Genomic DNA, 24,349 nt, shown 5'->3' with positions numbered 1-24,349 from the left:
GAAAGTGACAATCACTGGCGAGATCCGGGGCGCGGGGCCGCGCCGTCCGCCGCCGCGCTGGAAGATCACTTCGCTGGAAGTGCTCTGCGTGCTGCTCGTGGCGGCGCTGCTGTTGCAGGACTGGCTGGTCGGCGTGCTCGACGTGCCGGTGCTGCGCACGGCGTCGACGGTGTTCGTCGCGGTGTGCGTGCAGGCGCTGCCGTTCCTCGTCCTCGGCGTGCTGATCAGCGGTGCGATCGCGGCGTTCATCCCGGCCACCGTGCTGCGCCGGGCGCTGCCGACGAGAACCGCGCTGGCCGTGCCCGTCGCCGGTGTCGCCGGGGTGGCCCTGCCCGGCTGCGAGTGCGCGGCCGTGCCCGTGTCCCGCCGCCTGATGCAGCAGGGCGTGGCGCCCGCCGTGGCGCTGACGTTCCTGCTCGCGGCGCCCGCGGTGAACCCGATCGTGCTCGTGTCCACGGCCGTGGCGTTCCCCAACGCGCCGATGATGGTGCCCGCGCGGTTCGTCGGCGCGCTGCTCACCGCCGTGGTCATGGGCTGGCTGTGGACCCGGTTCGGCAAGGCCGAGTGGATCGCCGAACGCGCGCTGCGCCGCCTGCCCGACCACGACGGGTCGTCCCGCTGGCTGGTGTTCGCCGAGACCGCGCGGCACGACCTGGTCGACGCGGGCGGGTTCCTGGTGCTCGGCGGCGTGTTCGCGGCGGCGTTCAACGTCCTCGTGCCGCAGGCGTGGCTGGAGACGTTGGGCGGTCAGATCGTGCTGGCCGTCGTGGTGCTGTCGCTGCTGGCCGTGGTGCTGGCGCTGTGCAGCGAGGCGGACGCGTTCGTGGCGGCCTCGATGTCGGCGCTGCCGCTGCTGCCCCGGCTGGTGTTCCTGGTGGTCGGCCCGGCGGTCGACGTCAAGCTCATCGCGCTGCAGGCGGGCGCGTTCGGCAAGTCCTTCGCGGCGCGCTTCGCACCGGCCACGTTCCTGGTCGCGATCGCGTCGGCCCTGGCGGCGGGAGCGGTGTTCCTGTGAGGCGGGAGAACCGAGGAGGCGTGGGGACCCATGAGGCGTGAGACGCAGAACATCCTGCTGGTCCTGCTCGGCGGCGCGCTGCTCAAGCTCGCGCTGACCGGCACGTACCTGCGGTACGTCAAGGAGTCGTTGCAGCCGTGGCTGGTCGTGACCGGCGGCGTCATGGTGGTGCTGGCCCTGGTGTCGATCGCCCGTGACATCCGCGCCGGGCAGTCCCGGGCAGGTCAGGCGGAGCCCAGCGGGATCGAGCACGCCGGGCACGAGCACGGCTCGTCGCGCAGCCCGTGGATGCTGCTGCTGCCGGTGCTCGCGGTGTTCCTGATCAGCCCGCCGGCGCTGGGCGCGGACACGGTCAACCGGTCCGACCGCAACGCCGCCCAGGAGGCCAAGGCGTCGAGCGGGTTCGCCCCGCTGCCGTCCGACGAGGTCGTGCCGCTCACCATCGGCGAGTTCGTCACCCGCACCGCGTGGGACGACTCCGGCTCGCTGGACGACCGCACGGTCAAGCTCACCGGGTTCGTGGTGCGCAAGGACGCCGACGTGTTCATCGCCCGGCTGACGATCTCGTGCTGCGCCGCCGACGCCTCGCCGGTCAAGGCGAAGATGGTCGGTCAGGACTTCGCCGCGCTGCCGACCGACCAGTGGGTCGAGGCCACCGGCCGGGTGGTGCCCGGCTCGGCGACCAAGGAGAGCGCGTTCGTGCCGACGTTCACGGTGTCGCAGGTCGTGCCGATCACCGCGCCCGAGGACACCTACGAGGGCTGAGCCACGAGGCCCGGGCTAGGAGTGCCGGGCCTCGGCTCGGCCGCCGTCGCAGCAGTCGCGGCACGTGCCGAAGATCTCCACGGTGTGGCTGACCTCGACGAACCCGTTCTCCGCCGCGATCCGGTCGGCCCACTTCTCCACCGCCGGGCCCTCGACCTCCACCGTGCGGCCGCACCCGCGGCACACCAGGTGGTGATGGTGGTGCTGGGAGCAGCGGCGGTAGATCGCCTCACCGGAGTCGGTGCGCAGCACGTCGACCTCGCCGGCGTCGGCCAGCGACTGCAACGTGCGGTAGACCGTGGTCAGGCCGATGCCCTCGCCGCGCTTGCGCAGCTCCTCGTGCAGCTCCTGGGCCGAGCGGAACTCGCCCAGCGAGTCGAGCAGCTTGGACACGGCGGTGCGCTGCTTGGTCGAGCGCAGCCCGGGCACCGCGGTGGTCGGGCGCTCGCTAGTGGTCACATCTCCTCCGTCCGGGGGGTCCGGTCGGTCTGGTTGATACCACGCGGCGGCCCCTCGTCCACATGGGTCACCGCGTCTACCACGATGTGCGCGAGGTGTTCGTCGACGAGCCGGTAGACGACCTCGCGGCCGTGCCGCTCGCCGTGCACCACGCCCGCGGCCTTGAGCACCCGCAGGTGCTGGCTGATCAGCGGCTGGGCCACGCCCAGCGCCTCGACCAACTCGTGCACGCACCGGTCCGCCTCGCGCAGTTGCAGCACGATCGCGATCCGCACCGGCGCGGCGAGCGCCCGCAGCAGCTCGCCGGCCGCGGACAGGGTCCGGGTCGGCTGCCGCGGCGCCGGTGGTGGCACCCGGCGTTCCGGGGAGTGCACGTGTTCGCCCCGCACTCCTGCCGTCACGGCGCCTCCCACGTGGTATGGATTTTCACCACCGATACTACGGCGCTAGAGCACGGACACCGTGACGAGCACCAGCACGGCCAGGACGAGCAGTCTCAACACGCGTGCGCTCGGCGTGAGCAGGGGCCACGTGGTGGCGAGCAGCGCCGCCACGCCGAGGGCCAGCAGGCCCAGCAGCAGCGCGCCCACCGTGCCCCGCAGCCACACGCCCGCCAGGAACAGCGCCAAGACCAGCAGGAACGCCGCCGGCGCGGGCACCCGCGAGAGCGGTCCGGCACCGGGGATCAGGGTCCGCTTCGAGTCACCAGCCACCGTGGCATCCTTGCACCGTGCTGCTCGTGTGCCGCTTCACCGTGGCGGAAACCGGGGTCGAGGCGTTCACCGGGCGCGTCGACCGGGCGTTGGCCCTGCTCACCGCCCAGCCCGGCTGCCGACGTGCCCAGCTGTCGCGGTCGACCGACGAGGCGGACCGCTTCGTGCTGACGGTCGAGTTCGACTCCGTGGTCGCCTACCGGCGGGCGTTGTCGCCGTTCGAGGTGCGCGAGCACGTCATCCCCCTGCTTTCGGAGGCGAGCACCGACGAGCCGGCCGCCTACGAACCGCTGCTGGTGGCCGCCGACGGCGCGGTCCGCCGCGAGGTGAGCCTGCTGGCGCACGACGCCGGCACCGTCCGCCTCGGCGAAGCCGCAGGTCCGACGACTCCGCGCTGAGCGGGCCGGTCCCGAGACCCCGCCTCCGGACGCCGCCGTCACCGGAACGTGCGCGCACGGGTGCGGCCCGGTCGCCCGAGGGCTGCCCGACGGCAAGGACTACCCTGGCAAGCCCGTTTCCGTCCCTTTCTGCATCTCCCGATGGAGTGTCCGTGGCAGCCGATCGCATCGAGACCGTCGTCAGCCTGTGCAAGCGTCGCGGGTTCGTCTACCCGTGCGGCGAGATCTACGGCGGCACCAGGTCGGCCTGGGACTACGGTCCGCTCGGCGTCGAGCTGAAGGACAACATCAAGCGCCAGTGGTGGAACTTCATGGTGCGCGGCCGCGAGGACGTGGTCGGCCTCGACTCGTCGGTGATCCTGCCGCGCGAGGTGTGGGCGGCGTCCGGTCACGTGGAGGCGTTCGTCGACCCGCTGGTCGAGTGCAACTCGTGCCACAAGCGGTTCCGGCAGGACACGCTGGTCGAGGAGTACGCCGAGCGCACCGGCAAGCAGGTCGCGGAGGGCGACGTCTCCGACGTGCCGTGCCCGAACTGCGGCACCCGCGGCCAGTACACCGAGCCGAAGATGTTCAACGGCCTGCTCAAGACCCACCTCGGCCCGGTGGAGACCGAGGAGGGCCTGCACTACCTGCGCCCGGAGACCGCGCAGGGCATCTTCACGAACTTCCTCAACGTGCAGACCACGTCGCGCCGCAAGCCGCCGTTCGGCATCGGCCAGATCGGCAAGAGCTTCCGCAACGAGATCACGCCGGGCAACTTCATCTTCCGCACGCGCGAGTTCGAGCAGATGGAGATGGAGTTCTTCGTCGAGCCGGGCACGGACGAGGAATGGCACCAGTACTGGATCGACGAGCGCACGCGTTGGTACAACGAGCTGGGCATCTCCAAGGAGAACCTGCGGCACTACGAGCACCCCAAGGAGAAGCTGTCGCACTACTCGAAGCGCACCGTCGACATCGAGTACCGGTTCCGGTTCGGTGGCCAGGAGTGGGGTGAGCTGGAAGGCATCGCCAACCGCACCGACTTCGACCTGACCACGCACTCGGAGCACTCGGGCGTCGACCTGTCGTACTTCGACCAGGCCACCAACTCGCGCTACCGGCCGTTCGTGATCGAGCCCGCCGCGGGTGTCGGCCGGCCGATGATGGCGTTCCTGCTGGAGGCCTACACCGAGGACGAGGCGCCGAACGCCAAGGGCGGGGTGGACAAGCGGGTCGTGCTGCGCCTGGACCGCAGGCTGGCGCCGGTGAAGGCCGCCGTGCTGCCGCTGTCGCGCAACGCCGACCTGTCGCCGAAGGCCAAGGACCTGGCCAACGCGCTGCGCAAGCACTGGAACATCGAGTTCGACGACGCGGGCGCCATCGGCCGCCGCTACCGCAGGCAGGACGAGATCGGCACGCCGTTCTGCGTGACGGTCGACTTCGACACCCTCACCGACCACGCCGTGACGGTGCGGGAGCGCGACACCATGTCGCAGGAGCGGGTGTCGATGGACCAGCTGGAGGGCTACCTCGCCGCCCGCCTGATCGGCGCCTAGCGGCTTCGCTCACGCGCCCGCGCGGTGCTCGGAGGGGCTCACGCCGCGTTCCCGCTTGAACGCCGTGCTCAGCGCGAACGCGGTGCTGTAGCCGACCTGGCGGGCCACCGCGGCGACGGTGGCGGACGGTTCGCGCAGCAGGTCGGCTGCCAGGGTGAGGCGCCAGTCCGTCAGGTAGGCCATCGGCGGTTCGCCGACCAGTTCGGTGAACCGCCTGGCCAGCGCGGCCCGGGACACGCCGACGGCGTCGGCCAGCGTCGCCACCGTCCACGGACGCGCCGGGTCGCCGTGCAGCAGCCGCAGCGCGCGCCCCACCACGGGGTCGGCGTGCGCCGAGTACCAGGTCGGCGTTTCCGCCTCCGGACGGCAGAACCACGACCGCAGCACGGAGATCAGCAGCAGGTCGAGCAGGCGGTCCAGCACCGCCTCCTGGCCCGGCTCGTCCCGGGTGATCTCGTCGGCCAGCAGCGGCACCAGCGGCAGTTCCGCGCGCGGCGCCACGAGGAACGGCGGCAGCACCGACAGCAGCCGTCGGCTCACCTCGCCGTCCAACTGGTACGTGCCGCTGAGCATCACCACCGACCCGTCGGGGTTCGCGCCCCACGTGCGCACGCCCAGGCCCCACTGCTCGCACAGCGCGGCGCCGTCCGGCGTGGTGGTGATCTCGCCGGGGTGGACCACCGCCTGCACGGGCGTGCCCGGGTCGTCGGCCAACGCGTACGGGTCGGGCCCGCGCAGCACGGCGACGTCACCGGCGCCCAGCGGCACGGGATCGCCGTCGTGCGGCAGCAACCACCCGCCGCCGCGCACCATCGCCACCACGGTCAACGGCGCGCGGTCCTCGATGCGCAGCGACCACGGCGGGTCCAGGACGGTGCGCATGAGGAACGCGCCACGGGCGCGCGGCCCGTCCAGCAGCCCGGCGAGAACGTCCACGGCCGCCAGCCTAAGACGCTCGCGTATGCGATCGAGGCGTCGAGCGATGGAAAGTCGAGGACCCGTCCACTTGACTGGGTCCATGTTCCCCACGGTGACGATCATCGCGGCCCTCGGCTGCGGGATGATGGCTGGAGTCTTCTTCGCGTTCTCCGCGATGGTCATGCCCGGGCTGCGGCGGGCCGAGCCGGCGGTCGGCGTCGCCGCCATGCGGGCGATCAACCTCGCCGTGGTGAACCCCGCGTTCATCGGCGTCTTCGTCGGCACGGCGGTGGTCGGTGTGGTCGCGGCGTTCGAGGGCGACCCCTGGGCGTGGGCGGGCGCGGCGCTCTACGTCCTCGGCGGGATCGTGCTCACGGGCGCGTTCCACATCCCGCGCAACAACGAGCTCGAACGGCTCGGCACGACCGAGTACTGGACCCGCTACCTCCGCGAGTGGGTGCCCATGAACCACGTCCGGGCGCTGCTCTCGGTCGCGGCTGCCGCCTCGTTCACCCTCGCAGCCCTCTCTTAGGCGTGGTTCACCGGCCTGGGCGGCCGCAGCACTTCTTGTACTTGGCGGCCGAACCGCACCAGCAGGGCGCGTTGCGGGCGAGCGGCCAGGCGACCGCGCCGCCCTCCTCGACGATCTCCGCCAGGCACGCCAGGCGGATCTGCTCGTCGGCGGGATCGCCACCCGTCCTGGCCGCGAAGTCCAAGAGCCGGTGGACGGTCAGCGGCACCATGGTGATCCGGGCGACGCCCGACTCGGACAGCTCGCGGTTGGCTGCCTCGCGGTCGGCGAGGACGGTCTCCTCGTCAGCGTGCTGCACCAGCTGCGGCCACGTCTCGTGCGCGCGGGAGATCTCGCCGCGAGGCCAGAACAGCACCCGCGCCTCCTTCGGCGACGCCCGCGGCGTCAGGGCGCGGGCGAACTCCTCCGCGTGGTCCTCCATGGACCGGACCGACTCGTCGAGCTCGTCCGGGGGCATCGCCAGGGCCTGGCGCACACGTCGCCGGCCGGCCAGGACGGTGTTGGCGTAGGAGGCGAACCCGAACTCGCCCGACCGCTGCGCCAGCTCCTCCTCGGTCAACCGGGACAGGGCCATGCCGTACCAGGTCAGCGCCTCGTCGAGGGAGCCGCGTTCCTCCAGCAGCTCGGCCGCCAGGTGGTACGGCGCCGGTGACGGCGGCCGTTCGCGCCGGAGGGTGTCGAGCTGGGCCTCGGCCTGCTCGACCCGGTCGAGGGCGAACAGCACGTCGGCCAGCGCCACGCGGGCCTCGTCGGCGTCCTCACCGCCCTCGGCGACGGCCTGCTCCAGCAGTGCGACGGCACGTTCGCCCTCGCCGGCCTGGCGCCACGTCTCGGCTGCCTCGATCAGGATCTGCGTCCGCTCGTCCGGGTACTGCTCCAGATCGGCTTGCAGTTGTGCGGCGATGTCCGCCGGCGTGCCAGTCTCCACCCCGCACAGGGTATTTCGATCACTCACAGTGATTGAAATACCCGGTAGATGATCTGCGTCACGAACCATCGAGTGAATATCGGGCGGAGTGGGCGTAGGCGGTTCCGGATTAACCGTCACGTCACCCGGATTTGTGACACTTGATCACAGGCGCGGCTCATCGGGGGGTGTCATGGCGCGTGTCGTCGTCGTCGCGATGGCCTTGGCGCTCGTCGCCGTGCTCGCACCCTCCCCGTTCGGCCACGTCGGCGTCGTGCGCGCCGCCCCGGTCGGGCACAGCGCGGCCGGCTCGGAGGAAGAACCCGCCCGCGAGTGCCGCCAGGGCCCCGAGCCGCGATCTTGGTCCACCCGATCGTGGCCGGCCAGACCGGCCGCGCGCTCTCACCGCGACGTTCCCGGCACGACCCGCCGCGCTACCGTGAGCACATCGCCGCCCGTAGGACGAGGCCGCGAAGAACACCTCCGTTCCTGGACCACGCCGTCGGCTTTACAGGTGTTCCGGAACTGATCGGCGCCCCACCGCCAGTAGATCGCATCGTCCGACCAACGACGAGTGGGGTAAACCGAATGGAATTCCGTCAACGGCTCCGGCCCGCCCGTGCGCATTCACCTCGCGTTTCCCGGAAAATGGGACGCGGGCCCGCCGGCGAGCCCGAACCCTTCACCCGCACGACATCACGCACCGTGAACGATCCGGGGGTCGGCGCGTGAGCACCCGGACCGAACGACCGGCGCCGCCGACCTTCTGGCCCGACGTCGGCGCCTCGCTGGTGGTCTTCCTGGTGGCGCTCCCGCTGTGCGTGGGCATCGCCGTCGCCTCCGGCGTGCCGGCGGAACTGGGCATCATCACCGGCGTGGTGGGCGGCCTCGTGGTCGGCCTGCTGCCCGGCAGCACCATGCAGGTCAGCGGCCCGGCGGCGGGCCTGACCGTGCTGGTCGCGGACACCGTCGCGGAGCACGGGTTGGCGGCGCTCGGCCTCATCGTGCTCGGCGCGGGACTGCTCCAGATCTCCCTGGGCCTGCTGCGGCTGGGCCGCTGGTTCCGCGCCATCTCGCCGGCCGTGGTCCAGGGCATGCTCGCGGGCATCGGCCTGGTGCTCGTGCTCGGCCAGCTCTACCCGTTCGGCGGGCAGGATCAGCCCGCCACGACCGGCGAGAAGTTCGCGGGCCTGGCCGACCTCGCGCGGACCGCGGTGACGACGCCGGTCGGCTTGAGCGGCTTGGCCGTCGGCGTGCTGACGCTGGTCGTGGCGTGGCTGTGGAAGCGCACGCCGTGGCGCGCCGTGCCGGGGATGCTGGTGGCCGTCGTGGTCGCCTCGGCGGTGGGCGCGCTGCTCCCGCTGCCGCGCATCTCGGTCGGCCCGCTGACCGACGTGGTGTCCCTGGTCGACTTCTCCCCGCTGGACGCGGGCGTGCTGGGCGCGATGCTGACGTTCGCCCTGGTGGCGTCGGCGGAGAGCCTGTTCAGCGCGGCGGCCGTGGACCGCATGCACAGCGGGCCGCGCACGCGGTACAACCGGGAGCTGGTGGCGCAGGGCGTCGGCAACGCGGTGTGCGGTGTGCTCGGCGCGTTGCCGATGACCGCCGTGATCGTGCGCAGCGCGACCAATGTGGACGCAGGCGCCCGCACCCGGCTGTCCCGCGTGCTGCACGGCGTGTGGCTGCTGGTGTTCGTCGTGCTGCTGCCGGGCGTGCTGTCCTACGTGCCGCTGGCGGTCCTGGCCGCGCTGCTGGTGCAGGCGGGGTGGAAGCTCCTGGCGCTCGGACAGGTCCTGGCCCTGGCCCGCGCGCACCGGGCGGAAGCCGCCGTCCTGGTGCTCACCGCGGGCCTGATCGTGGTGACGGACCTGCTCACCGGCACCCTGGCGGGCCTGCTCGCGGCGGTGGTCAAGACGGCCTGGGACATGTCCCGCCTGACCGTCACGGTGACCGCGCACGGCGAGGACCACCACCACGTGGCGGTGCGCGGCAACGCGACGTTCCTCAAGTTGCCGGGCCTGCTGGAGACCCTGGAGGCCGTGCCGGACAGCAAGCACGTCCGCGTCGACCTGACCGGCGTCCGCCACCTCGACCAGGCGTGCGGACAGGCGATCGACCACTGGGCCGCGAGACGCGGCAGCGTGGAGCTGATCCACCCGGTGTCCGACTGAGCCGGGCCCCCGGCGCGGCGATCCCGCGCCGGGGGCCTCAGGACCCGGTCCGCCGGGCGTGGTTGGCGTGCTTGCGCGCCGCGAACGCGTGCGCCTCGGCGAGCAGCGGCCGGACGGCGTCGAGCGTCGCCTCGCCCGGCGACACCACGCAGACCCAGTGCTGCGACGCGTAGACCGGGTGCGGCATCACGCGATCCCGTTCCGCGTAGTCGAACCCGGTCTCCAGCACGCCCTCCTCGTCGCGCTCGGTCGGCACGGCGCCGAACATCGCGGTGTAAGTCGCTTTGGTGAGCCCGATGTTGAGCCGGTAGGCCCCCGGCTCGCTCAACCGGGACACCCGCTCGTAGTTGTCGCCGGTCACGATCGTCGCGAACGGCAGCCGGCGCTCCGGCGGGAGGTCGCCGTCGGGGTCGTAGAGGAAGAACGTGTCGCCGTACGCCTCCATCACGCGGGTACCGGCATAGGACTTGAGGTGCTCCGTCATCTCCTCGGCATTCACACCTTCAAGCGTATCTTTGAAGTCCTTGTTGAAGCTTGAGCGGAGAATCTCCTGGAATCTGCGAGAAAACCTTCAACTCTTGGTTACGCCGAGGCATGGACTTCCGGCCTGGCTGTACGAGACCCGAACGGCGTCTCGGGCGCGAGTCGCGGCAACGAACAGCAGACAGCGCTCTCTGAGCACGTCGTGCCCATGAGCGACGGTGTCCTCGGTTTCCGGTGTGATGGCGACGCGGAGAGGTACGACCTCCTGTTCGACACCGACCAACGCCACGCAGCGGAACCCTCGCCGGAGGCGGACCCGTTCACGCCGGAGTGGTTGGTCTACTCGTGCGAGGACACGCCGGTCCGCACGATCCGGGAAGTGCTGACCATCCCGCCGCCCGGCGACCCGGGGCTGCTCGCGTGGAATCACACCGATAAATGCCGTTGTTCGCCGCCGCCTCGAATGATCAATGCGAGCCGATCTGGAATAACTCAAAGATGTTGTCAGGTGTCGCTGTGCGCTGCTAGCTTCGCGGTCGTGCAGGGGAGGCACATTGCTGGACGGGGGTCCTGCGTGATTTGAGCGCGGTAACGCGCTGGGGGGATTTACTGTTCGCTGCCTCTCAAGCCGTTGTTCTCACGACAACGAAGGCGAGCGATGAAAAATCATTCAACGCGTTCACGCGGGTGGATTCGTGTCCTGCTGGCGGGACTGATCGCATCGGTCACGGTGGCGGGTGGTGCACTGCCGGCTTCGGCTGCCCCCGATTCCATTCCGCCCGATCTACTGTCGAAGGGCACGGTGGTGTCCTCGGAGCTGAAGTTCTACCCGGCGAACGAAGTCGGGGCGACCGGTGACACGGGGGCGCGCACCGGTCCGCGGCCCACCCTGGAGCAACTGCGCCAGGAGGACCGCGACGCCAAGGCGACCTACCGGTCGGACTACGGCCCGCCGCAGCTCACCGCGCAGGGCTGGTCACCACCGCCGTTCGAGTACGACTACATCACCGGCCCGGACGAGTGCCACGAGCACGCGGACGTCGCCGGCTCGGACGACGGGTGGATCAAGAACCACTACGCCTTCTGCCGCATCATGAAGGGCGAGAAGGGCGACCGGATCTGCGTGCTCAACCAGTGCGTCACCGTGAAGTCGACCTTCCGCGTCACGATCCTGGGCTTCGGGTCGGAGCGCGACCGGGCGGTCCGGTTCGTCACGTTCGTCGACGACATCGTCTCGAACACCCCGGCGCTCAAGGAAGCGACGTTCCTCAAGCTCGACCTGGAGTGCGTCGCGCTGCTGAACGGCGACGAGTGCACCGAGGACCCACGACAGCCGACGGACCTGGAGAAGTCGCTCGCGGAGTGGGAGCGCGTGCCGGCCTACGCCACGCGCTTCACGTCCACGGCGCCTGCGCTGACGCCGGAGAACCCCAACCGGCTCGGCTACATGGACTTCTGGTCCCGCGCGACGGCGAGGGTGGTCGGGCTGCCCGGCTCGCAGCCCCAGACGAAGGACAGCCCGCCGCAGAAGGTCCGGTACGACACCGTCAACTACCTGAACCTCAACGGCAACAACGCCGCGATCTTCAGCAGGGTCAAGGCCGTCATGCACATCCCGGTGAGCCGGCCGGAATTCGCGGCGATGACCGAGTCGGCGGCGCACTACCGGCTCGCCCAGCAGTCACCGCAGCTCACCATCCCGCGCATAGACGGCAAGACGATCCCCGGTGCGGTGAATGGCGAATCGCTCACCCGCTGGTACTTCAACAACACGAACCAGAACCGCGCGGAGGCGGTGAAGGCGTGCGTCGCCGAATGGGGCTCCGGTTACGCCGAGGGCGGGAAGTACCAGTGTGACGAATACCCGTTCAACACCACCCACCAGGGAGCGGCCCGCGGGGATGGGAGGTTCTCGGTGAGCCGCATCTCCGGCCCGGACAACGAGGCCGCCGGCACCTGGCTGGGAGCGTGGTACTCCTACGACCGCATCCTGGACAGCGACGCGTTCCACGTCGACCCGACGCCGTGACGGTGGGCGGGACGGGCGGTCGACCCGTCCGTCCCGCCGCTCACCGGGGCCAGAACTGCATGACCCAGTGCTCGACGACCTCTTCCGTGTAAGGCAGGGAACCCACTTCGGCGGCGGCTTCGCGGCCGCGGCAGTGCACCCGCATCGCGTGGACACCGGGACCGCTCAGCCGCAGGGTCCCCTCCGGCGCCCAGGTCGTCACGGTGACCAGTCGCAGCACCCCGGAGGTGAGGGGGATCTCGTCCTCCCACACCACGTCCCACCGCCCCTCGGGCGAGTCCGCCGGCCCGTCCCACGACTCCAGCCGCACGGCCGCCAGGTGCATGGCACCGCCACTGCGGAAGACGGCGCCGTTCTTGCCGGTCAGCATCGTCTCCGGTGAGCCCAGCGCGGACCAGCCCGGCTCGCCGGGCTCCACCCGGTCGTCGTCGATGAGGCCGAACTTGCCCCACTCGACGGTGACGTGCTCGTCCAACGCGGCCAGCAGCCTCGCCATCCCCGCCCCCTCTGGGAGTTCGCGGTCCGTGGTGTACCAGCATCCCCGTCCCCGTCACCACCGCGAGCGGGTGCAGGATGGCCGCGTCCGCGTACGGGGCGGGCACGACGATCTATCGTCCTGCCGGTGACGTCGCACAGCGACCCCGAGCGGACCCGGTCACGCATCGCCGAGCTGGACCGGTACATGAGTGTCCACGTGCTGGGTGACGGCGGGTTCACGTGTGACAAGGAGACCGTCTGTCGGGCGTCGGCGTTGCGGCGCCGGGGCACGTCGTTCTGGCGCGGCCGGCTGTCGCACGTCGGCCACCACTACGACATCGTGGAGGACGGCCGACCGTGGCGCGTCCTCGTGCTGGGCATGGAGACCGGCAGGGAACGCGAGCACGTCACTCTGGCGGAGCGGCGGGCCGAGCAGCAGCCGGTGATCGACGGCGACCCGCGCAGCCGGAAGCCGCACATGAAGGGCACCGCGAGCGCGTTGCGACTGGCGTTCGGCCGCGAACCGGGGCCGGACCGGCGTGGCGAGCTGCTCGACCTGGCGAACACCCCGAGCCCCGTGCACGTCATGGACGCCTACGCGCTGGTCAACGTCCGGCTGTGCTCGGCGGTCGCCACCGGGACCACCACCTCGCGGGGGACGCCGGTGATGACCGCGAACTGCCTGCCGCACCTGGCGGCCACGGTGCGGGTGCTGGAGCCGACGCTGTGCGTCCTGCAGAGCCGGCCCGCCCGCGCCGGGATCGACTCCATCGTGACGCGGGCGCGCACCCTCGCGCCGAACCTCGAACACGTCCACCTGGCCGGCGTACCCGTCTACCTGGCGTCGTTCGGCCACCCGCACCAGATGGGGCCGCACTCGTCGCTGAACTGGGGCAGGTCGTTCTCGACGCCCTACCTCGACGGCGTCGTGGCCCCGGCCATCCGAACGGCCCGCGAGCTGTATCAGAGGGCCTGACCCGAGTCGTCGGCCCGCGTGTCGCTCAAGGGCCTCCGCAGGCGGAACATGGAGAGGTCGAAGCCGTTGGCGCTGCCGGTGATCGGCTCGCCGTCCTCGGTGGCGTACCGGAGTGACTTGAGGTGGTCCTTGGACAGGAACGCGGCCCGAGGCCAGGTGCTTCGCCCGCTTGGAGCCATGAGCGCGCTGATCGTCCACGTGGACGACGACGTCTGCGGTCAGGTGCGCCCCGTCCTCCGGCGTCGTCCCACCTCCGCGCGGTCCGTTTCACAACCGCCTGACGTCGAGCGATTCCTCCTGTGCGGTTCCTGAAGATTCGTCACGTCGGACTACGTACGCGCCGCCGGTGCGCCGTTCGGACACGGCCTCCACGAGTTCGGCGCCGTGGTAGACGAGCCCGGCGCCGTCGTCGGTGCAGTGCGTCTCCGGCAGCACGCCCGCCGCCACCGCCGCGTGGATCGTCGGCCGCCGCGCCGCCTCGCTGTCGTAGTGGACCCCGTTGCCGTAGGGCAGGAAACCGAGGCCGTTCGTGATCACGCGCAGCTCCGGGCCGAACGAGTCCGTCGAGCCGCCGAGGAACCAGCAGATCGACCCGGCGGACACGCCACCGAGCACGACGCCGTCCTGCCACGCGCCGCGCAGCGCCGACCCGAGGTCGTGCACCGCCCACACCGCCAGCAGGTTCGCCACCGAACCACCGCCGACCCACACGACGTCGTGCGAACCGAGGAAGCCCGCGACGTCGGTCGTCGGCGGCATGGTGAACAGGTTCAGGTGCGACACCTCCCACCCCGCCAGCTGCCCGGCTTCGGAGATGTCCGCGTTGAACCACCGCTGGTCACCCAACGCGGTGCCGATGTGGCACACCCGCGGTGTCCGGCCGTGCACGCCGGACAGGTCCACGGCGTGGTGCGCGAGTCGGTGGAACTCCAGGTTGGTGCGTCGCCCGGCGCGGAAACCACCTGAGGTGGCCACGATCGTCGGCTGGTCTGCTGCCATGTCGGCGATCCTGGCAGCCCTCACGCCCGCGCGGGTGTGGGATCATCCCCGGCGTGACGTTCCTGCCGAGACTCCGCAGGCTGGCCACGCGCGTCGTCCTCGGCGGCCTCGTGATCGGGCTCCTCGTCGTCGGCGGCACGGCGTTCCGCGTGTGGCAGGTGGCCCGCGAGGACGACCGGGCCCACGCCGACATGGCCGTGGTCCTCGGTGCGGCCCAGTTCAACGGCGTGCCCTCCGACGTCCTGGAGGCACGGCTGGAGCACGCGCGCCGGCTGTACGAGCAGGGCGTGGTCAACTACATCGCCACCACCGGCGGCAGGCAGCCCGGCGACAACTTCACCGAGGGCGAGGCCGGCCGGATGTGGTTGGAGGCGCACGACGTGCCCACCGACCGGATCCTCGAAGTCGGCGAGGGCACCGACACCCTGGGCAGCATCCGGGCGCTCGCCGCCGCCGCCCGCGAGAAGTCGCTCACCACGGCCGTGATCGTCAGCGACCCGTGGCACTCGCTGCGGGCGCGCACGATGGCCGAGGACGAGGGCCTGTCCGCGTGGACCTCGCCGACCCGCAGCGGGCCGAACGTGCAGACCCGCCAGACCCAGCTGTTCTACATCCGCCGCGAGACCGGCGCGCTGCTCTACTACCACCTGATGAAGGCGCCGGCTGGCGCGTTCGACGGCATCCTGCTGTAGGTCGCCGCTTACCCTGAGCGGATGAGCCAGGGCTACACCGGACACGACTCCGCGCGGCTGCTCCCCGAGCCGCCCAAGGGAGCGGTGCTGCCCGGAGCGCGCACCGAGAGCCGCTCGCCGTTCTCCCGGGACCGGGCCCGCGTGCTGCACTCGGCGGCGCTGCGCCGGCTCGCGGGCAAGACCCAGGTCGTCGGCCCGGGCGAGGGCGCGGAGGTGACCGGCGTGCCCCGCACCCGGCTCACCCACTCGCTGGAGGTCGCCCAGATCGGCCGCGGCATCGGCGAGGAGCTCGGCTGCGACCCGGACGTGGTCGACACCGCCGGCCTCGCGCACGACATCGGGCACCCGCCGTTCGGCCACAACGGTGAACGCGCGCTCGACGAGCTGGCCGGTCCGTGCGGCGGCTTCGAGGGCAACGCCCAGACCCTGCGCATCCTGACCCGGCTCGAACCCAAGACCGCCAAGGGCCTCAACCTGACCCGGGCGTGCCTCGACGCGGCCACCAAGTACCCGTGGACCCGCCGTCCCGGGATGGTGAAGTTCGGCGCCTACGACGACGACCTCGACGTGTTCACGTGGGTCCGCGAAGGCGCGCCCGATCGACGGCGGTGCCTGGAAGCGCAGGTCATGGACTGGGCCGACGACGTCGCGTACTCCGTGCACGACGTGGAGGACGGCGTGCTGGCGCACCGGATCAGCCTGGCCGCCCTCGGCGACCCGGCCGAGCGCGCCGCCATCGCGGGCCTCGCCGCCAAGCACTTCTCCGACGAGCCGACCTCCGCGCTCGAAGCCGCCGCCACCGAGCTGCTCGCCCTGCCGGTGATCGCCGAACTGGCCGAGTACGACGGCTCGCTGCGCGCGCAGGTCGCGTTGAAGCGGCTCACCAGCGAGCTGGTCGGCCGGTTCGCCTCCGCCGCCGTCGGCGCGACCCGCGAGGTGCACGGCGACGGTCCGCTGAGCCGCTACCGGGCCGACCTGGTCGTGCCGCCCCTGGTCGCGGCCGAGGTGGCGCTGCTCAAGGCGGTCGCGGTCCGGTACGTGATGAGCGACCCGTCCCGGCTGGCCATGCAGGCCCGGCAACGCGAGCTGGTCGCCGAACTGGTCCACCTCCTGCTGATGCGCGCCCCGGACACGCTCGACCCCGCGTTCCACCCCTCCTGGGCCGCCGCCGGCACCGACGCCGAACGGCTGCGCGTCGTGGTCGACCAGGTCGCCTCGCTCACCGACGCCCAGGCCGTGGCGTGGCGGCGGGCGCTCGCCGGTCCCGCCCCCGAACCCCTGTGACCGGTGGCACACTCGACCCCATGGCCGATGAGTCCACCAGACCGCCAGGCCGTCCTTGGCCGTGGCGCAGACCGACCCGCGACCCGGTGCACGTCGGCGCCGAGCTCCCGTACGACGGGTGGGACGACGAGCCCGGCGACGACGGCTCCGCCGGGGTGCGCGAACCACGCCACCCCCGGCCGCTCGGACCCACGAGCGGCGCGGGCGAACGTCCGATCCCGGACGACCCCATAGCGGTTAAGGAGACCCAGTGCCTGATCGAGCGCACCTGACGTTCGCCCTCACCCTCCACGACGCCGTCGCGCCCGACCGCACGCGCAACGCCTGCTGGTCGCCGTACTCGGTGGCCAGCGCGCTCGGCATGACGGCGCAGGCGGCGCGCGGCGAGACGGAGGCCGAACTGGTCGCGCTGCTCGGCGCGGACCACGCCAAGGTGCTCAAGGGCGCGGTGGTGGGCGACGACGCCGAGTTCGCCGTCGCCAACACGCTGTGGGCGTGGGACGAACTGCCGCTCAACGAGGGTTTCCTCACCGACCTGGCCGGGTGGCCGGGCGCGAAGGCCCGCTCCGCGCCGTTCGCCGGCGACCCGGAGGGCGCCCGCAAGCTCATCAACGCCGACGTGGCGGAGACGACCCGCGGGCTGGTCCCCGAGCTGCTCGCCGCCGGCGCGATCACGTCCGACACGGTCGCGACGCTGGTCAACGCGCTGTACCTGAAGTGCGCGTGGAGCGAGGAGTTCCCCGAGCACGACACGGCCGACCTGCCGTTCCGCGGCGCCGGGACCGTGGCCACCATGCGCCGCGAGGGCTCCATGCGGTACGCGCGACGTGACGGGTGGGAGGCCGTGGCGCTGGCCGCGCGCGGCGGCGTGGAGGCGGTCGTGCTGCTGCCCGAGGGCGACCTCGGCGGCACCGAAGGCGTGCCCGAGGTGCTGGAGGCGTTGGACCACGACCGGATCGAGCTGTTCCTGCCGAAGCTGGCGTTGTCGGTGAACGTCTCGCTCGCCGAGTCGTTGCAGCAGGTCGGCGTGCGCACCATGTTCGCCCGCGGTGCCGACCTCACGGGCCTGAGCCCCGACCCGCGGCTCTACGTGGACGACGTGGTGCACGAAGCCGTGCTGCGGCTGGACGAGCAGGGCTTCGAGGGCGCGGCGGCGACCGCCGTGATGATGCGCCTGACCTCGTTCATCCCGGCCGAACCGGCCCGCACGGTCCGCGTCGACCGGCCCTACCTCCTGCTCGTCCGGCACGCCGACACGGGCGCGATCTTCTTCCTCGCCCAGGTGGCCAAGCCCTGACCGTCACGTTCCGCAGCCCTTCCTCGTCCACCGGGTGAAGACCCGAAACGAGGAGGGGAACATGGCACCCAGGATCCCGGTCGTCACGACCAAGCAGGCCAACCCGCTGGTGCGCTTCGCCTACCGGTTCGCCAAGAAGCGGTTCGGGGCGGTGCCGGAGCCGTTCACGGTGACGGCGCACCACCGGCGGCTCTTCGTCGCGGGCGCGCGGCACGAGATGGCAGTGGAGAAGGCCGCCAAGACGCTGCCCGTGTCGTTGCGGGAGCTGGTCGTCTACCTCACCGCGGTGAAGCTCGGCTGCTCGTGGTGCGTCGACTTCGGCACCATGCTGATCAAGCACGAGGGCCTGGACGTCGACCGGCTCAAGGAGATCCACGACTACCGCACCTCGGACAAGTACACGGAGCTGGAGAAGCTGGCCCTCGCCTACGCCGACGCGATGACCGAGACCCCGACCGCCGTCACCGACGAGCAGGTCGCCGAACTCGACCGGCGGCTGGGCCACCAAGGGCTGGTCGAGCTGACCTACCTGATCGCGCTGGAGAACCAGCGCGGCCGGTTCAACTCGGCGTTCGGCATCACCGACCAGGGGTTCACCTCGGGTGACGCCTGCCGGGTGCCGATGCCGTAACCGGTCTCAGGAGGCCTCGGGGAACGGCACGTGGCCGAGCTTGTCCGGGTTCGACATGTCGTACACGCCGGCCACCTTGCCGTCCCGCACCACGACCGCCTCGACGCGCGGCGTGAGCTCGCCCTGGGCGCCGAACACCAGCCCGACGTCGCCGTTGACCAGCGCGGGCCGCCCCTCGACGTCGCCGTACCGGCGCAGCAGGCCGAGGATGAAGCGCGCCACCTTGTCCGCGCCGTCGATGACGCGGGCCGCGGTCTTGGCCTTGCCGCCGCCGTCGCCGACGAGCACCACGTCCGGGTGCAGCAGGCCGATCACCGCGTCGACGTCGCCGGTGGCCAGGGCCCGGAGGAACCGCTCCAGCACCTCGCGCTGCTCCTCCAGCGCCACCCGCGGCGGCGGGTCGGCGTCGGCCGCCGCCTTGCGACCGCGCGAGGCGTGCTGACGGGCGGTCGCGACCGTGCAGCCCAACGCGTCGGCGATCTCCGCGAACGGCACGCTGAACGCGTCGTGCAGCACGAACGCCACCCGCTGCTCGGGCGTGAGGCGGTCGAGCACCACCAGCGCCGCCAGCCGCACGCCGTCGTCGCGCACCACCGCGTCCAACGGGTCGTCCTCGCCGGAGGTGACCAACGGCTCGGGCAGCCACTGCCCGACGTAGCGCTCCCGCCGCACCGCCGCCGACCGCAGCCGGTCCAGGCAGATCCGGCCCACCACGGTCGTCAGCCAGCCGCGCAGGTCCCTGATGTCCGCCCGGGCCTCCCGGCTCAGCCCGGTCAGCCGCAGCCACGCCTCCTGCACCGCGTCCTCGGCGTCCGCGACGCTGCCGGTGAGCCGGTAGGCCACGCCGACCAGGTGGGCGCGGTGCCCGGTGAAGGTCGAGGCCAGGGTCTGCTCGGCCGCCAAGGTCTCCTCACCGGTGGTCACGGGCACCAGTCTGCCAGCACTAGACTCGCTCGACGTGGCAGGACGCATCCGGGAGAGCGACGTCGCACTGGTGCGTGACCGGAGCCGGATCGACGAGGTCGTGGGAGACCACGTCTCCCTGCGCGGTGCCGGCGCCGGCGCGTTGAAGGGCCTGTGCCCGTTCCACGACGAGAAGTCGCCGTCGTTCAACGTCCGCCCCTCGCACGGCACGTTCCACTGCTTCGGCTGCGGCGAGGGCGGCGACGTCATCGCGTTCGTGATGAAGATCGAGCACCTCGGGTTCGTCGAGGCCGTCGAGCGGCTGGCCGACCGGGCGGGCATCCAGCTCACCTACGAGGGCGGCGGCGCGACCGTCCAGCGCGACCGCGGCACCCGCAGCAGGCTCATCGAGGCGCACCGGGTCGCCGCCGAGTTCTACGCCGAGCAGTTGGCCACGCCGGACGCGTTGGCCGCACGGGAGTTCCTCGCCCAACGCGGTTTCGACGAGGCCGCGGCCCGGCAGTTCGGCTGCGGTTTCGCGCCGGGCGGCTGGGACAAGCTCACCAAGCACCTCCTCGGGCGCGGGTTCGAGCTCACCGAGCTGCTCAAGGCCCAGTTGACCAAGGAGGGCAGGCAGGGACCGATCGACCGGTTCCACCGCCGGCTGCTGTGGCCGATCCGGGACATGGGCGGCGACGTCGTCGGCTTCGGCGCCCGCCGGATCTTCGACGACGACCCGATCCAGGCCAAGTACCTCAACACCAGCGAGAGCCCGATCTACAAGAAGTCGCAGGTGCTGTTCGGGCTGGACCTGGCCAAGCGGGAGATCGCCAAGCGCAGGCAGGCCGTGGTCGTCGAGGGCTACACCGACGTGATGGCCATGCACCTGGCGGGCGTGCCGACGGCGGTCGCGTCCTGCGGCACGGCGTTCGGCGCGGACCACATGAACGTGCTGCGCCGGCTGCTCATCGACGACTCGATGAACGGCGAGGTCATCTTCACCTTCGACGGCGACGCGGCCGGGCAGAAGGCGGCGCTGAAGGCGTTCGAGGGCGAGCAGGCGTTCTCCGCGCAGACCTACATCGCGATCGCGCCCGACGGCATGGACCCGTGCGAGCTGCGGCAGGAGAAGGGCGACGTGGCCGTGCGCGACCTGGTGGCCCGCCGCACGCCGCTGTTCGAGTTCGCCATCAAGACGCGGTTGAAGGACTACGACCTCGACTCGGTGGACGGCCGGGTCGAGGCGCTCAAGGTCATGGTGCCGTTCGTGGCCCAGATCAAGGACCGGGCCAAGCGGGACGGCTACGCGACCCGGCTGGCCTGGTGGGTCGGCTGGGAGGACGAGTCGGCCGTGGTGCGCCGGGTGCGTGAGACGGCGACCGGCCGGGCGCCCGCGCCGTCACGTCGTGCCGCCGCGCCGGTCGACCCGAACCAGGGCGCGCTGGCCGTGGACGTCGACGGTCCGTCGCGCCCCGACCCGCGCGACCCGGCGCTGTGGGCGCAGCGGGAGGCGCTGAAGGCGGCGTTGCAGCTGCCCGAGATGGCCGGGCCGTACTACGACTCGCTGCCCGACGAGGCGTTCACGCACCCCGCGTACCTGGCGTTGCACCAGGCGATCCGGGAGGCGGGCGGCGCGTCGTCCGGGCTGTCGGGTCCGGCGTTCCTGGACGCGGTGTCGCAGGCGTGCCGGCACCAGGCCGTGCGGTCGGTGCTGACCGAGCTGTCCGTGGAGCAGCTCCGGGTCAAGGCGGACGACGAGTACCGGTACGTGCAGGGCGTGCTGGCGCGGTTGCAGCAGATCCTGGTGGCGGGGCAGATCACCGAGATCAAGTCCCGGCTGCGGCGCGTGTCGCCGGTGGAGGAGCCCGACGAGTACCGGGCGCTGTTCGGCGACCTCATCGCGCTGGAGGACTACCACAAGGCGTTGGGCCAACAAGCGGCGGGCGGGCTGTGATGGGGCTGTTCCGGAGGGTTTTCGGCTCGGGCGCGCCCGAGGGGTTCACCGGGGTGCTGGAGGCCGACGAGAACGTGCTCGCGTCGGCCGCCGTGGGCTCCGAGTGGCTCGTGGCGACGTCGTACGGGCTGTGGGTCCCCGGCCCCCGGAGGGTCGGGTGGCACCTGATCAGCAAGGCCACGTGGAGCGGGAACGCGTTGGCGGTGGTCGAGGCGGTCGAGGACGGCACCGCGGGCGCGGCCGTGGTGCTGCGCGACCTGCCGCCGCGGCGGTTCCCGCTGGAGTCGCCGGGCAAGGTGCCCGAGGTCGTGCACGAGCGGGTGACCGGGTCGATCAGGTCGCGGGAGCACAACGAGACGGTCGGCGCGTGGTTCGTGCAGCGCAAGGTGACCGGGCAGGACGGCGTGGTGCTGCAGGTGCGGCCCGATCCGGGCGTGGACGTCGAGCGGGTCCGCGAGGTCGCGGCGTCGGTGGCGGCGAAGATCGCCAAGCTGCGCGGGTGAGCGTGGTCGGCGTACGGTAGCAGTACAGTCGTACTGTTACTGGGGGTGCACGCATGTGGGATCCGGGCAAGTACCTCGCGTTCGCCGACCACCGGTCGCGGCCGTTCCACGAGCTGGTGGCGCGGGTCGGGGCCACCTCGCCGCGCCGGGTGGTCGACCTCGGCTGCGGTCCGGGGAACCTGACCGCCTCGCTGGCCGAGCGGTGGCCGTCGGCCGTGGTGGAGGCGCTGGACTCGTCACCGGAGATGGTCTCGGCCGCGCGAGCCCGCGGGGTCGACGCGCGGGTCGGTGACGTGGCGGCGTGGGAGCCCGAGCCGGACACCGACGTGGTGGTGACCAACGCGGTGCTGCAGTGGGTGCCCGGGCACGAGGACCTGCTGCGGCAGTGGGTGCGGGCGCTGCCGTCCGGCGCGTGGCTGGCGATGCAGGTGCCGGGCAACTTCTCCGGGCCGTCGCACGAGCTGGTGCGGTCGCTGGTCGACGCGTCGTGGCCCGCGTTGCGCGGCCTGCTGCGGCCGTCGCCGGTGCTCGACCCCGTGGGGTACGCCGAGGTGCTCGACGGCTGCGCGGTGGACGCGTGGGAGACGACGTACCTGCAGCGGCTGGAAGGGGAGGACGCCGTGCTGGAGTGGATCACCGGGACGGCGCTGCGGCCGATCCGGGCGGCGCTGGACGACGGCGAGTGGGCCGCGTTCCGCGGTCGGTTGGTGCCGCTGCTGCGCGAGGCGTACCCGAGGCGGGCGGACGGCACGACGTGGTTCCCGTTCCGCCGGGTCTTCGCCGTGGCCCGGGTGCCGTAGCCGCACCGAGGCCGCCCCCGGTGCGAGGGCGGCCTCGGCGTTGCTCAGTTGGCGCGCGGGATGACGGGGTCGCGGCGGTGGCCGTTAGCGTTGGGCTGGTGCCGGCCGAAGCCGGTCTTCTCGCCCACCTTGGCGCGCACGATGCCCGCAGCGCCCTGGACGGCCGGGTGGTCGGCCAAGGAGCGGTAGGCGCGCACGATCTGGTCGTAGCGCTGGCGTCCGGCGCGCGCCCCTAGGACGTAGCCGACGGCGGCGCCGAGCAGGATGCCCTTCATGAGGTGGTCCTCTCCTGGAGATCGTGCCTGGTCACACCCTTCCTACCGCACGAGGAGGGGGGTGTGCGCGAGCACTGTTCCGGATGCGCTAGAGTTGTCGCTGTCGGGCCGCGAGGCCCGGCCCACAACAGAACATTCCCCCTTAGCTCAATGGCAGAGCATTCGACTGTTAATCGAAGGGTTACTGGTTCGAATCCAGTAGGGGGAGCGCGATGGCAGCCCCAGGTCCACCGGCCTGGGGTTTTGTCGTGTCATGGGGTCCGGGTACCCCCGAGTCACCCGATTGTCACCCCGCTCGGGTGGTTTCTTGAGGCAGGCTGATCCGCATGGCCGACCGCTTCGCCAACCGTCGCCGGATCACCTCGCTGGACCCGGAGCGGGACCACGTCGAGATCATGCGCATCTCGTCCGGGTACGAGTTCCCGTGGGACTACGTGCGGTCGCTGGAGTTCGCCCTGTTCCGGACCTACTGCGTGCCGTCGATCTCGGCGCTGCTGGCCAAGACCGGCGAGTTCGAGCGCCGACCGCAGCAGCGGTACGACGACACGGCGCTGCTGATGGCCGAGTTGGTGGAGCACGGGTACGACTCGCCGCGCGGGCGTGAGGCGTTGCGGGTGGTGAACCGGCTGCACGGGCGGTACGACATCTCGAACGACGACATGCTGTACGTGCTGTCGACGTTCGTCTACGACCCGATCGAGTGGATCACCCGGTACGGCTGGCGGCCCCTGACCGACCACGAGCGGCTGGCCGCGTTCCACTTCTACCGCGCCGTGGGCGCCCGGATGGGCGTCAAGGACGTGCCGCCGACCTACTCCGCCTACGCGGCGTTCAAGCGCGCGTACGAGGAGGAGCACTTCACCTACAGCGACACGAACCGCGTGATCGGCCAGTACACGCTGGACCTGTTCTGCTCCTGGTACCCGGTGCCACCTGCGCTGACGTCCCGCGCGGTGCTGGCGATGCTCGACGAGCCGATGCTGACCGCCTTCGGCTTCCCCGCGCAGCCGGGCTGGCTCGTCAAAGCCGCCAAGACGGCCCTGCGGGTGCGCGCGACCACCGTCCTCCTCCTCCCGCAACGGAGGACGCCACGCCTGACCAACAACCCGAAGAACCGGACCTACCCGGGCTACCCGACGGGCTACCGGCCGACCGACCTCGGAGCCCCGTAGTCCGCCAGTGCACAGCTTGGTCACGCCGCCCGGGTTGTCGAGACGCGGGGGAACCTCCCTCTGTACCCTCCGGAACCGCACGTCAGCGGGGCGGTAGCTCAGCCGGTCAGAGCAGCGGACTCATAATCCGTCAGGTCGTGGGTTCGAACCCCACCCGCCCCACCGTTTCGCCCGGTGAAGTGTGGTGACGATGATGTCTCTCGTGATCGTCACCACACTAAACCCCCACCTTATGAGCGGAACCCCTTAACCGCCTCCAGCGCGTCGGCGGCTTTTCGGCTGGTGACCTTGCGCGCCATGTAGACGTCCTCGTGGGTTCGAAGTCGGCGCTGTTGATGCTGGTCAGGTGGTGCGGTTGACTGGGCACGGTCAACGTTGCCCCTTGCCCGGCTGAGCGCGCGCCGCGTGCGGGCGGGCTTGAGGTGGTCGACCCGCCTGCCACGCGGAGGTCCTTGGCC

Annotated in this window: 28 protein-coding genes and 2 tRNA genes; 19 read left to right on the top strand and 11 right to left on the bottom strand. The window is 71.6% G+C overall.

Annotated features, from left to right (window positions below; all coding sequences use genetic code 11):
• Nucleotides 1-4: 4 nt before the first annotated feature.
• Together AB0I91_RS16855 and AB0I91_RS16850 are read left to right on the top strand one after the other, a co-directional pair.
• Nucleotides 5-1,015: a permease gene (locus AB0I91_RS16855; RefSeq protein WP_499611045.1), complete on the top strand. Its 1,011-nt coding sequence runs from the start codon at nucleotides 5-7 to the stop codon at nucleotides 1,013-1,015.
• A 30-nt stretch (nucleotides 1,016-1,045) separates the two neighbouring features.
• The gene (locus AB0I91_RS16850) at nucleotides 1,046-1,780 is read left to right on the top strand and encodes a TIGR03943 family putative permease subunit (protein ID WP_499611048.1); all 735 of its coding nucleotides are present in this window, start codon (nucleotides 1,046-1,048) and stop codon (nucleotides 1,778-1,780) included.
• A gap of 15 nt (nucleotides 1,781-1,795) precedes the next feature.
• On the opposite strand, the gene AB0I91_RS16845 is transcribed toward AB0I91_RS16850, so the two are convergent.
• The 3 genes from AB0I91_RS16845 to AB0I91_RS16835 are packed head-to-tail and all read right to left on the bottom strand — an operon-like array spanning nucleotide 1,796 to nucleotide 2,952.
• Nucleotides 1,796-2,239, bottom strand: coding sequence for a Fur family transcriptional regulator (locus AB0I91_RS16845; RefSeq protein ID WP_498786892.1), 444 nt, complete (start codon nucleotides 2,237-2,239; stop codon nucleotides 1,796-1,798).
• Entirely contained in the window at nucleotides 2,236-2,640 is a 405-nt protein-coding gene (locus AB0I91_RS16840) for an ArsR/SmtB family transcription factor (protein WP_372470458.1), read from the bottom strand. Before AB0I91_RS16840 ends, AB0I91_RS16845 begins: the two co-directional genes overlap by 4 nt.
• Before the next feature lie 45 nt (nucleotides 2,641-2,685).
• Nucleotides 2,686-2,952: a DUF6703 family protein gene (locus AB0I91_RS16835; protein ID WP_498784037.1), complete on the bottom strand. Its 267-nt coding sequence runs from the start codon at nucleotides 2,950-2,952 to the stop codon at nucleotides 2,686-2,688.
• Nucleotides 2,953-2,969: 17 nt separating this feature from the next.
• Between AB0I91_RS16835 and AB0I91_RS16830 the strand changes: the two genes are divergently transcribed.
• On the top strand, nucleotides 2,970-3,350 hold the full coding sequence (locus tag AB0I91_RS16830) for an antibiotic biosynthesis monooxygenase family protein (protein WP_498720217.1): 381 nt from the start codon (nucleotides 2,970-2,972) through the stop codon (nucleotides 3,348-3,350).
• Between the two features lie 152 nt (nucleotides 3,351-3,502).
• Entirely contained in the window at nucleotides 3,503-4,888 is a 1,386-nt protein-coding gene (locus AB0I91_RS16825; protein ID WP_498784035.1) for a glycine--tRNA ligase, read from the top strand.
• Between the two features lie 9 nt (nucleotides 4,889-4,897).
• On the opposite strand, the gene AB0I91_RS16820 is transcribed toward AB0I91_RS16825, so the two are convergent.
• Nucleotides 4,898-5,824 carry an AraC family transcriptional regulator gene (locus AB0I91_RS16820; RefSeq protein ID WP_499611054.1) on the bottom strand — a complete coding sequence of 309 codons (927 nt, stop codon included), beginning with the start codon at nucleotides 5,822-5,824 and terminating at the stop codon, nucleotides 4,898-4,900.
• An 82-nt stretch (nucleotides 5,825-5,906) separates the two neighbouring features.
• On the opposite strand from AB0I91_RS16820, the gene AB0I91_RS16815 reads away from it, so the two are divergent.
• Nucleotides 5,907-6,338, top strand: coding sequence for an anthrone oxygenase family protein (locus tag AB0I91_RS16815; RefSeq protein WP_498784031.1), 432 nt, complete (start codon nucleotides 5,907-5,909; stop codon nucleotides 6,336-6,338).
• A 7-nt stretch (nucleotides 6,339-6,345) separates the two neighbouring features.
• On the opposite strand, the gene AB0I91_RS16810 is transcribed toward AB0I91_RS16815, so the two are convergent.
• Complete coding sequence (locus AB0I91_RS16810) at nucleotides 6,346-7,266, bottom strand: SEC-C metal-binding domain-containing protein (protein WP_499637400.1); 921 nt, start codon at nucleotides 7,264-7,266, stop codon at nucleotides 6,346-6,348.
• Between the two features lie 707 nt (nucleotides 7,267-7,973).
• Between AB0I91_RS16810 and AB0I91_RS16805 the strand changes: the two genes are divergently transcribed.
• On the top strand, nucleotides 7,974-9,416 hold the full coding sequence (locus tag AB0I91_RS16805) for a SulP family inorganic anion transporter (RefSeq protein WP_499611061.1): 1,443 nt from the start codon (nucleotides 7,974-7,976) through the stop codon (nucleotides 9,414-9,416).
• A gap of 37 nt (nucleotides 9,417-9,453) precedes the next feature.
• Here the strand turns inward: AB0I91_RS16805 and AB0I91_RS16800 are convergent, their stop codons facing one another.
• Nucleotides 9,454-9,915 (bottom strand): DUF6194 family protein, encoded by a 462-nt coding sequence (locus AB0I91_RS16800; RefSeq protein ID WP_499618053.1) that lies wholly within the window; start codon nucleotides 9,913-9,915, stop codon nucleotides 9,454-9,456.
• A gap of 789 nt (nucleotides 9,916-10,704) precedes the next feature.
• Between AB0I91_RS16800 and AB0I91_RS16795 the strand changes: the two genes are divergently transcribed.
• Nucleotides 10,705-11,928: a NucA/NucB deoxyribonuclease domain-containing protein gene (locus tag AB0I91_RS16795; protein WP_498784020.1), complete on the top strand. Its 1,224-nt coding sequence runs from the start codon at nucleotides 10,705-10,707 to the stop codon at nucleotides 11,926-11,928.
• 40 nt (nucleotides 11,929-11,968) lie between these two features.
• Here AB0I91_RS16795 and AB0I91_RS16790 read toward each other — a convergent pair whose 3' ends face one another.
• Nucleotides 11,969-12,424 carry a hypothetical protein gene (locus tag AB0I91_RS16790; RefSeq protein WP_498784018.1) on the bottom strand — a complete coding sequence of 152 codons (456 nt, stop codon included), beginning with the start codon at nucleotides 12,422-12,424 and terminating at the stop codon, nucleotides 11,969-11,971.
• 126 nt (nucleotides 12,425-12,550) lie between these two features.
• Here AB0I91_RS16790 and AB0I91_RS16785 point away from each other — a divergent pair, with 126 nt between their 5' ends.
• Complete coding sequence (locus tag AB0I91_RS16785; protein ID WP_499637399.1) at nucleotides 12,551-13,381, top strand: hypothetical protein; 831 nt, start codon at nucleotides 12,551-12,553, stop codon at nucleotides 13,379-13,381.
• Here AB0I91_RS16785 and AB0I91_RS16780 read toward each other — a convergent pair.
• Nucleotides 13,369-13,560, bottom strand: a complete 192-nt coding sequence (locus tag AB0I91_RS16780; RefSeq protein WP_499637397.1) for a hypothetical protein — start codon at nucleotides 13,558-13,560, stop codon at nucleotides 13,369-13,371. The genes AB0I91_RS16785 and AB0I91_RS16780 overlap by 13 nt on opposite strands.
• 88 nt (nucleotides 13,561-13,648) lie before the next feature.
• Entirely contained in the window at nucleotides 13,649-14,380 is a 732-nt protein-coding gene (locus AB0I91_RS16775) for a Type 1 glutamine amidotransferase-like domain-containing protein (RefSeq protein WP_499637395.1), read from the bottom strand.
• Between the two features lie 53 nt (nucleotides 14,381-14,433).
• Between AB0I91_RS16775 and AB0I91_RS16770 the strand changes: the two genes are divergently transcribed.
• The 5 genes from AB0I91_RS16770 to AB0I91_RS16750 all read left to right on the top strand — a co-directional run bounded on the left by AB0I91_RS16770 (nucleotide 14,434) and on the right by AB0I91_RS16750 (nucleotide 18,284).
• Nucleotides 14,434-15,072 carry a YdcF family protein gene (locus AB0I91_RS16770; RefSeq protein WP_498784010.1) on the top strand — a complete coding sequence of 213 codons (639 nt, stop codon included), beginning with the start codon at nucleotides 14,434-14,436 and terminating at the stop codon, nucleotides 15,070-15,072.
• 21 nt (nucleotides 15,073-15,093) lie between these two features.
• Nucleotides 15,094-16,356, top strand: coding sequence for a deoxyguanosinetriphosphate triphosphohydrolase (locus AB0I91_RS16765; protein ID WP_498784008.1), 1,263 nt, complete (start codon nucleotides 15,094-15,096; stop codon nucleotides 16,354-16,356).
• Between the two features lie 20 nt (nucleotides 16,357-16,376).
• Nucleotides 16,377-16,628, top strand: coding sequence for a hypothetical protein (locus tag AB0I91_RS16760; RefSeq protein ID WP_498784006.1), 252 nt, complete (start codon nucleotides 16,377-16,379; stop codon nucleotides 16,626-16,628).
• A complete protein-coding gene (locus AB0I91_RS16755) occupies nucleotides 16,607-17,653 on the top strand; it encodes a serpin family protein (RefSeq protein ID WP_499637393.1) in 1,047 nt (348 codons plus the stop codon). Before AB0I91_RS16760 ends, AB0I91_RS16755 begins: the two co-directional genes overlap by 22 nt.
• 61 nt (nucleotides 17,654-17,714) lie before the next feature.
• The gene (locus tag AB0I91_RS16750) at nucleotides 17,715-18,284 is read left to right on the top strand and encodes a carboxymuconolactone decarboxylase family protein (RefSeq protein ID WP_498784002.1); all 570 of its coding nucleotides are present in this window, start codon (nucleotides 17,715-17,717) and stop codon (nucleotides 18,282-18,284) included.
• Nucleotides 18,285-18,290: 6 nt separating this feature from the next.
• On the opposite strand, the gene AB0I91_RS16745 is transcribed toward AB0I91_RS16750, so the two are convergent.
• On the bottom strand, nucleotides 18,291-19,217 hold the full coding sequence (locus tag AB0I91_RS16745; protein WP_499637530.1) for a sigma-70 family RNA polymerase sigma factor: 927 nt from the start codon (nucleotides 19,215-19,217) through the stop codon (nucleotides 18,291-18,293).
• A 25-nt stretch (nucleotides 19,218-19,242) separates the two neighbouring features.
• Here AB0I91_RS16745 and dnaG point away from each other — a divergent pair, with 25 nt between their 5' ends.
• From dnaG to AB0I91_RS16730, 3 genes are read left to right on the top strand one after another with little or no spacing between them, the layout of a single operon-like run.
• A complete protein-coding gene (dnaG, locus tag AB0I91_RS16740) occupies nucleotides 19,243-21,141 on the top strand; it encodes a DNA primase (RefSeq protein WP_499637391.1) in 1,899 nt (632 codons plus the stop codon).
• Nucleotides 21,141-21,644, top strand: a complete 504-nt coding sequence (locus tag AB0I91_RS16735; RefSeq protein WP_499618058.1) for a hypothetical protein — start codon at nucleotides 21,141-21,143, stop codon at nucleotides 21,642-21,644. The genes dnaG and AB0I91_RS16735 overlap by 1 nt, the downstream gene beginning before the upstream one ends.
• A 53-nt stretch (nucleotides 21,645-21,697) precedes the next feature.
• A complete protein-coding gene (locus AB0I91_RS16730; protein WP_499637389.1) occupies nucleotides 21,698-22,444 on the top strand; it encodes a trans-aconitate 2-methyltransferase in 747 nt (248 codons plus the stop codon).
• A 44-nt stretch (nucleotides 22,445-22,488) separates the two neighbouring features.
• Here the strand turns inward: AB0I91_RS16730 and AB0I91_RS16725 are convergent, their stop codons facing one another.
• Nucleotides 22,489-22,719, bottom strand: coding sequence for a hypothetical protein (locus AB0I91_RS16725; RefSeq protein ID WP_073889848.1), 231 nt, complete (start codon nucleotides 22,717-22,719; stop codon nucleotides 22,489-22,491).
• Nucleotides 22,720-22,855: 136 nt separating this feature from the next.
• On the opposite strand from AB0I91_RS16725, the gene AB0I91_RS16720 reads away from it, so the two are divergent.
• The 3 genes from AB0I91_RS16720 (at nucleotide 22,856) to AB0I91_RS16710 (ending at nucleotide 24,053) form a co-directional block, all read left to right on the top strand.
• Nucleotides 22,856-22,927 (top strand) — tRNA-Asn (locus AB0I91_RS16720).
• Between the two features lie 118 nt (nucleotides 22,928-23,045).
• Nucleotides 23,046-23,891, top strand: a complete 846-nt coding sequence (locus tag AB0I91_RS16715) for an oxygenase MpaB family protein (RefSeq protein WP_499637387.1) — start codon at nucleotides 23,046-23,048, stop codon at nucleotides 23,889-23,891.
• An 87-nt stretch (nucleotides 23,892-23,978) separates the two neighbouring features.
• Nucleotides 23,979-24,053 (top strand) — tRNA-Ile (locus AB0I91_RS16710).
• Nucleotides 24,054-24,349 lie beyond the last annotated feature (296 nt).

The organism is Actinosynnema sp. NPDC049800, assembly GCF_040656635.1.
In the GTDB taxonomy this organism is placed as follows: Bacteria; Actinomycetota; Actinomycetes; order Mycobacteriales; family Pseudonocardiaceae; genus Actinosynnema.
This window is presented reverse-complemented; position numbering and strand designations above follow the sequence as displayed.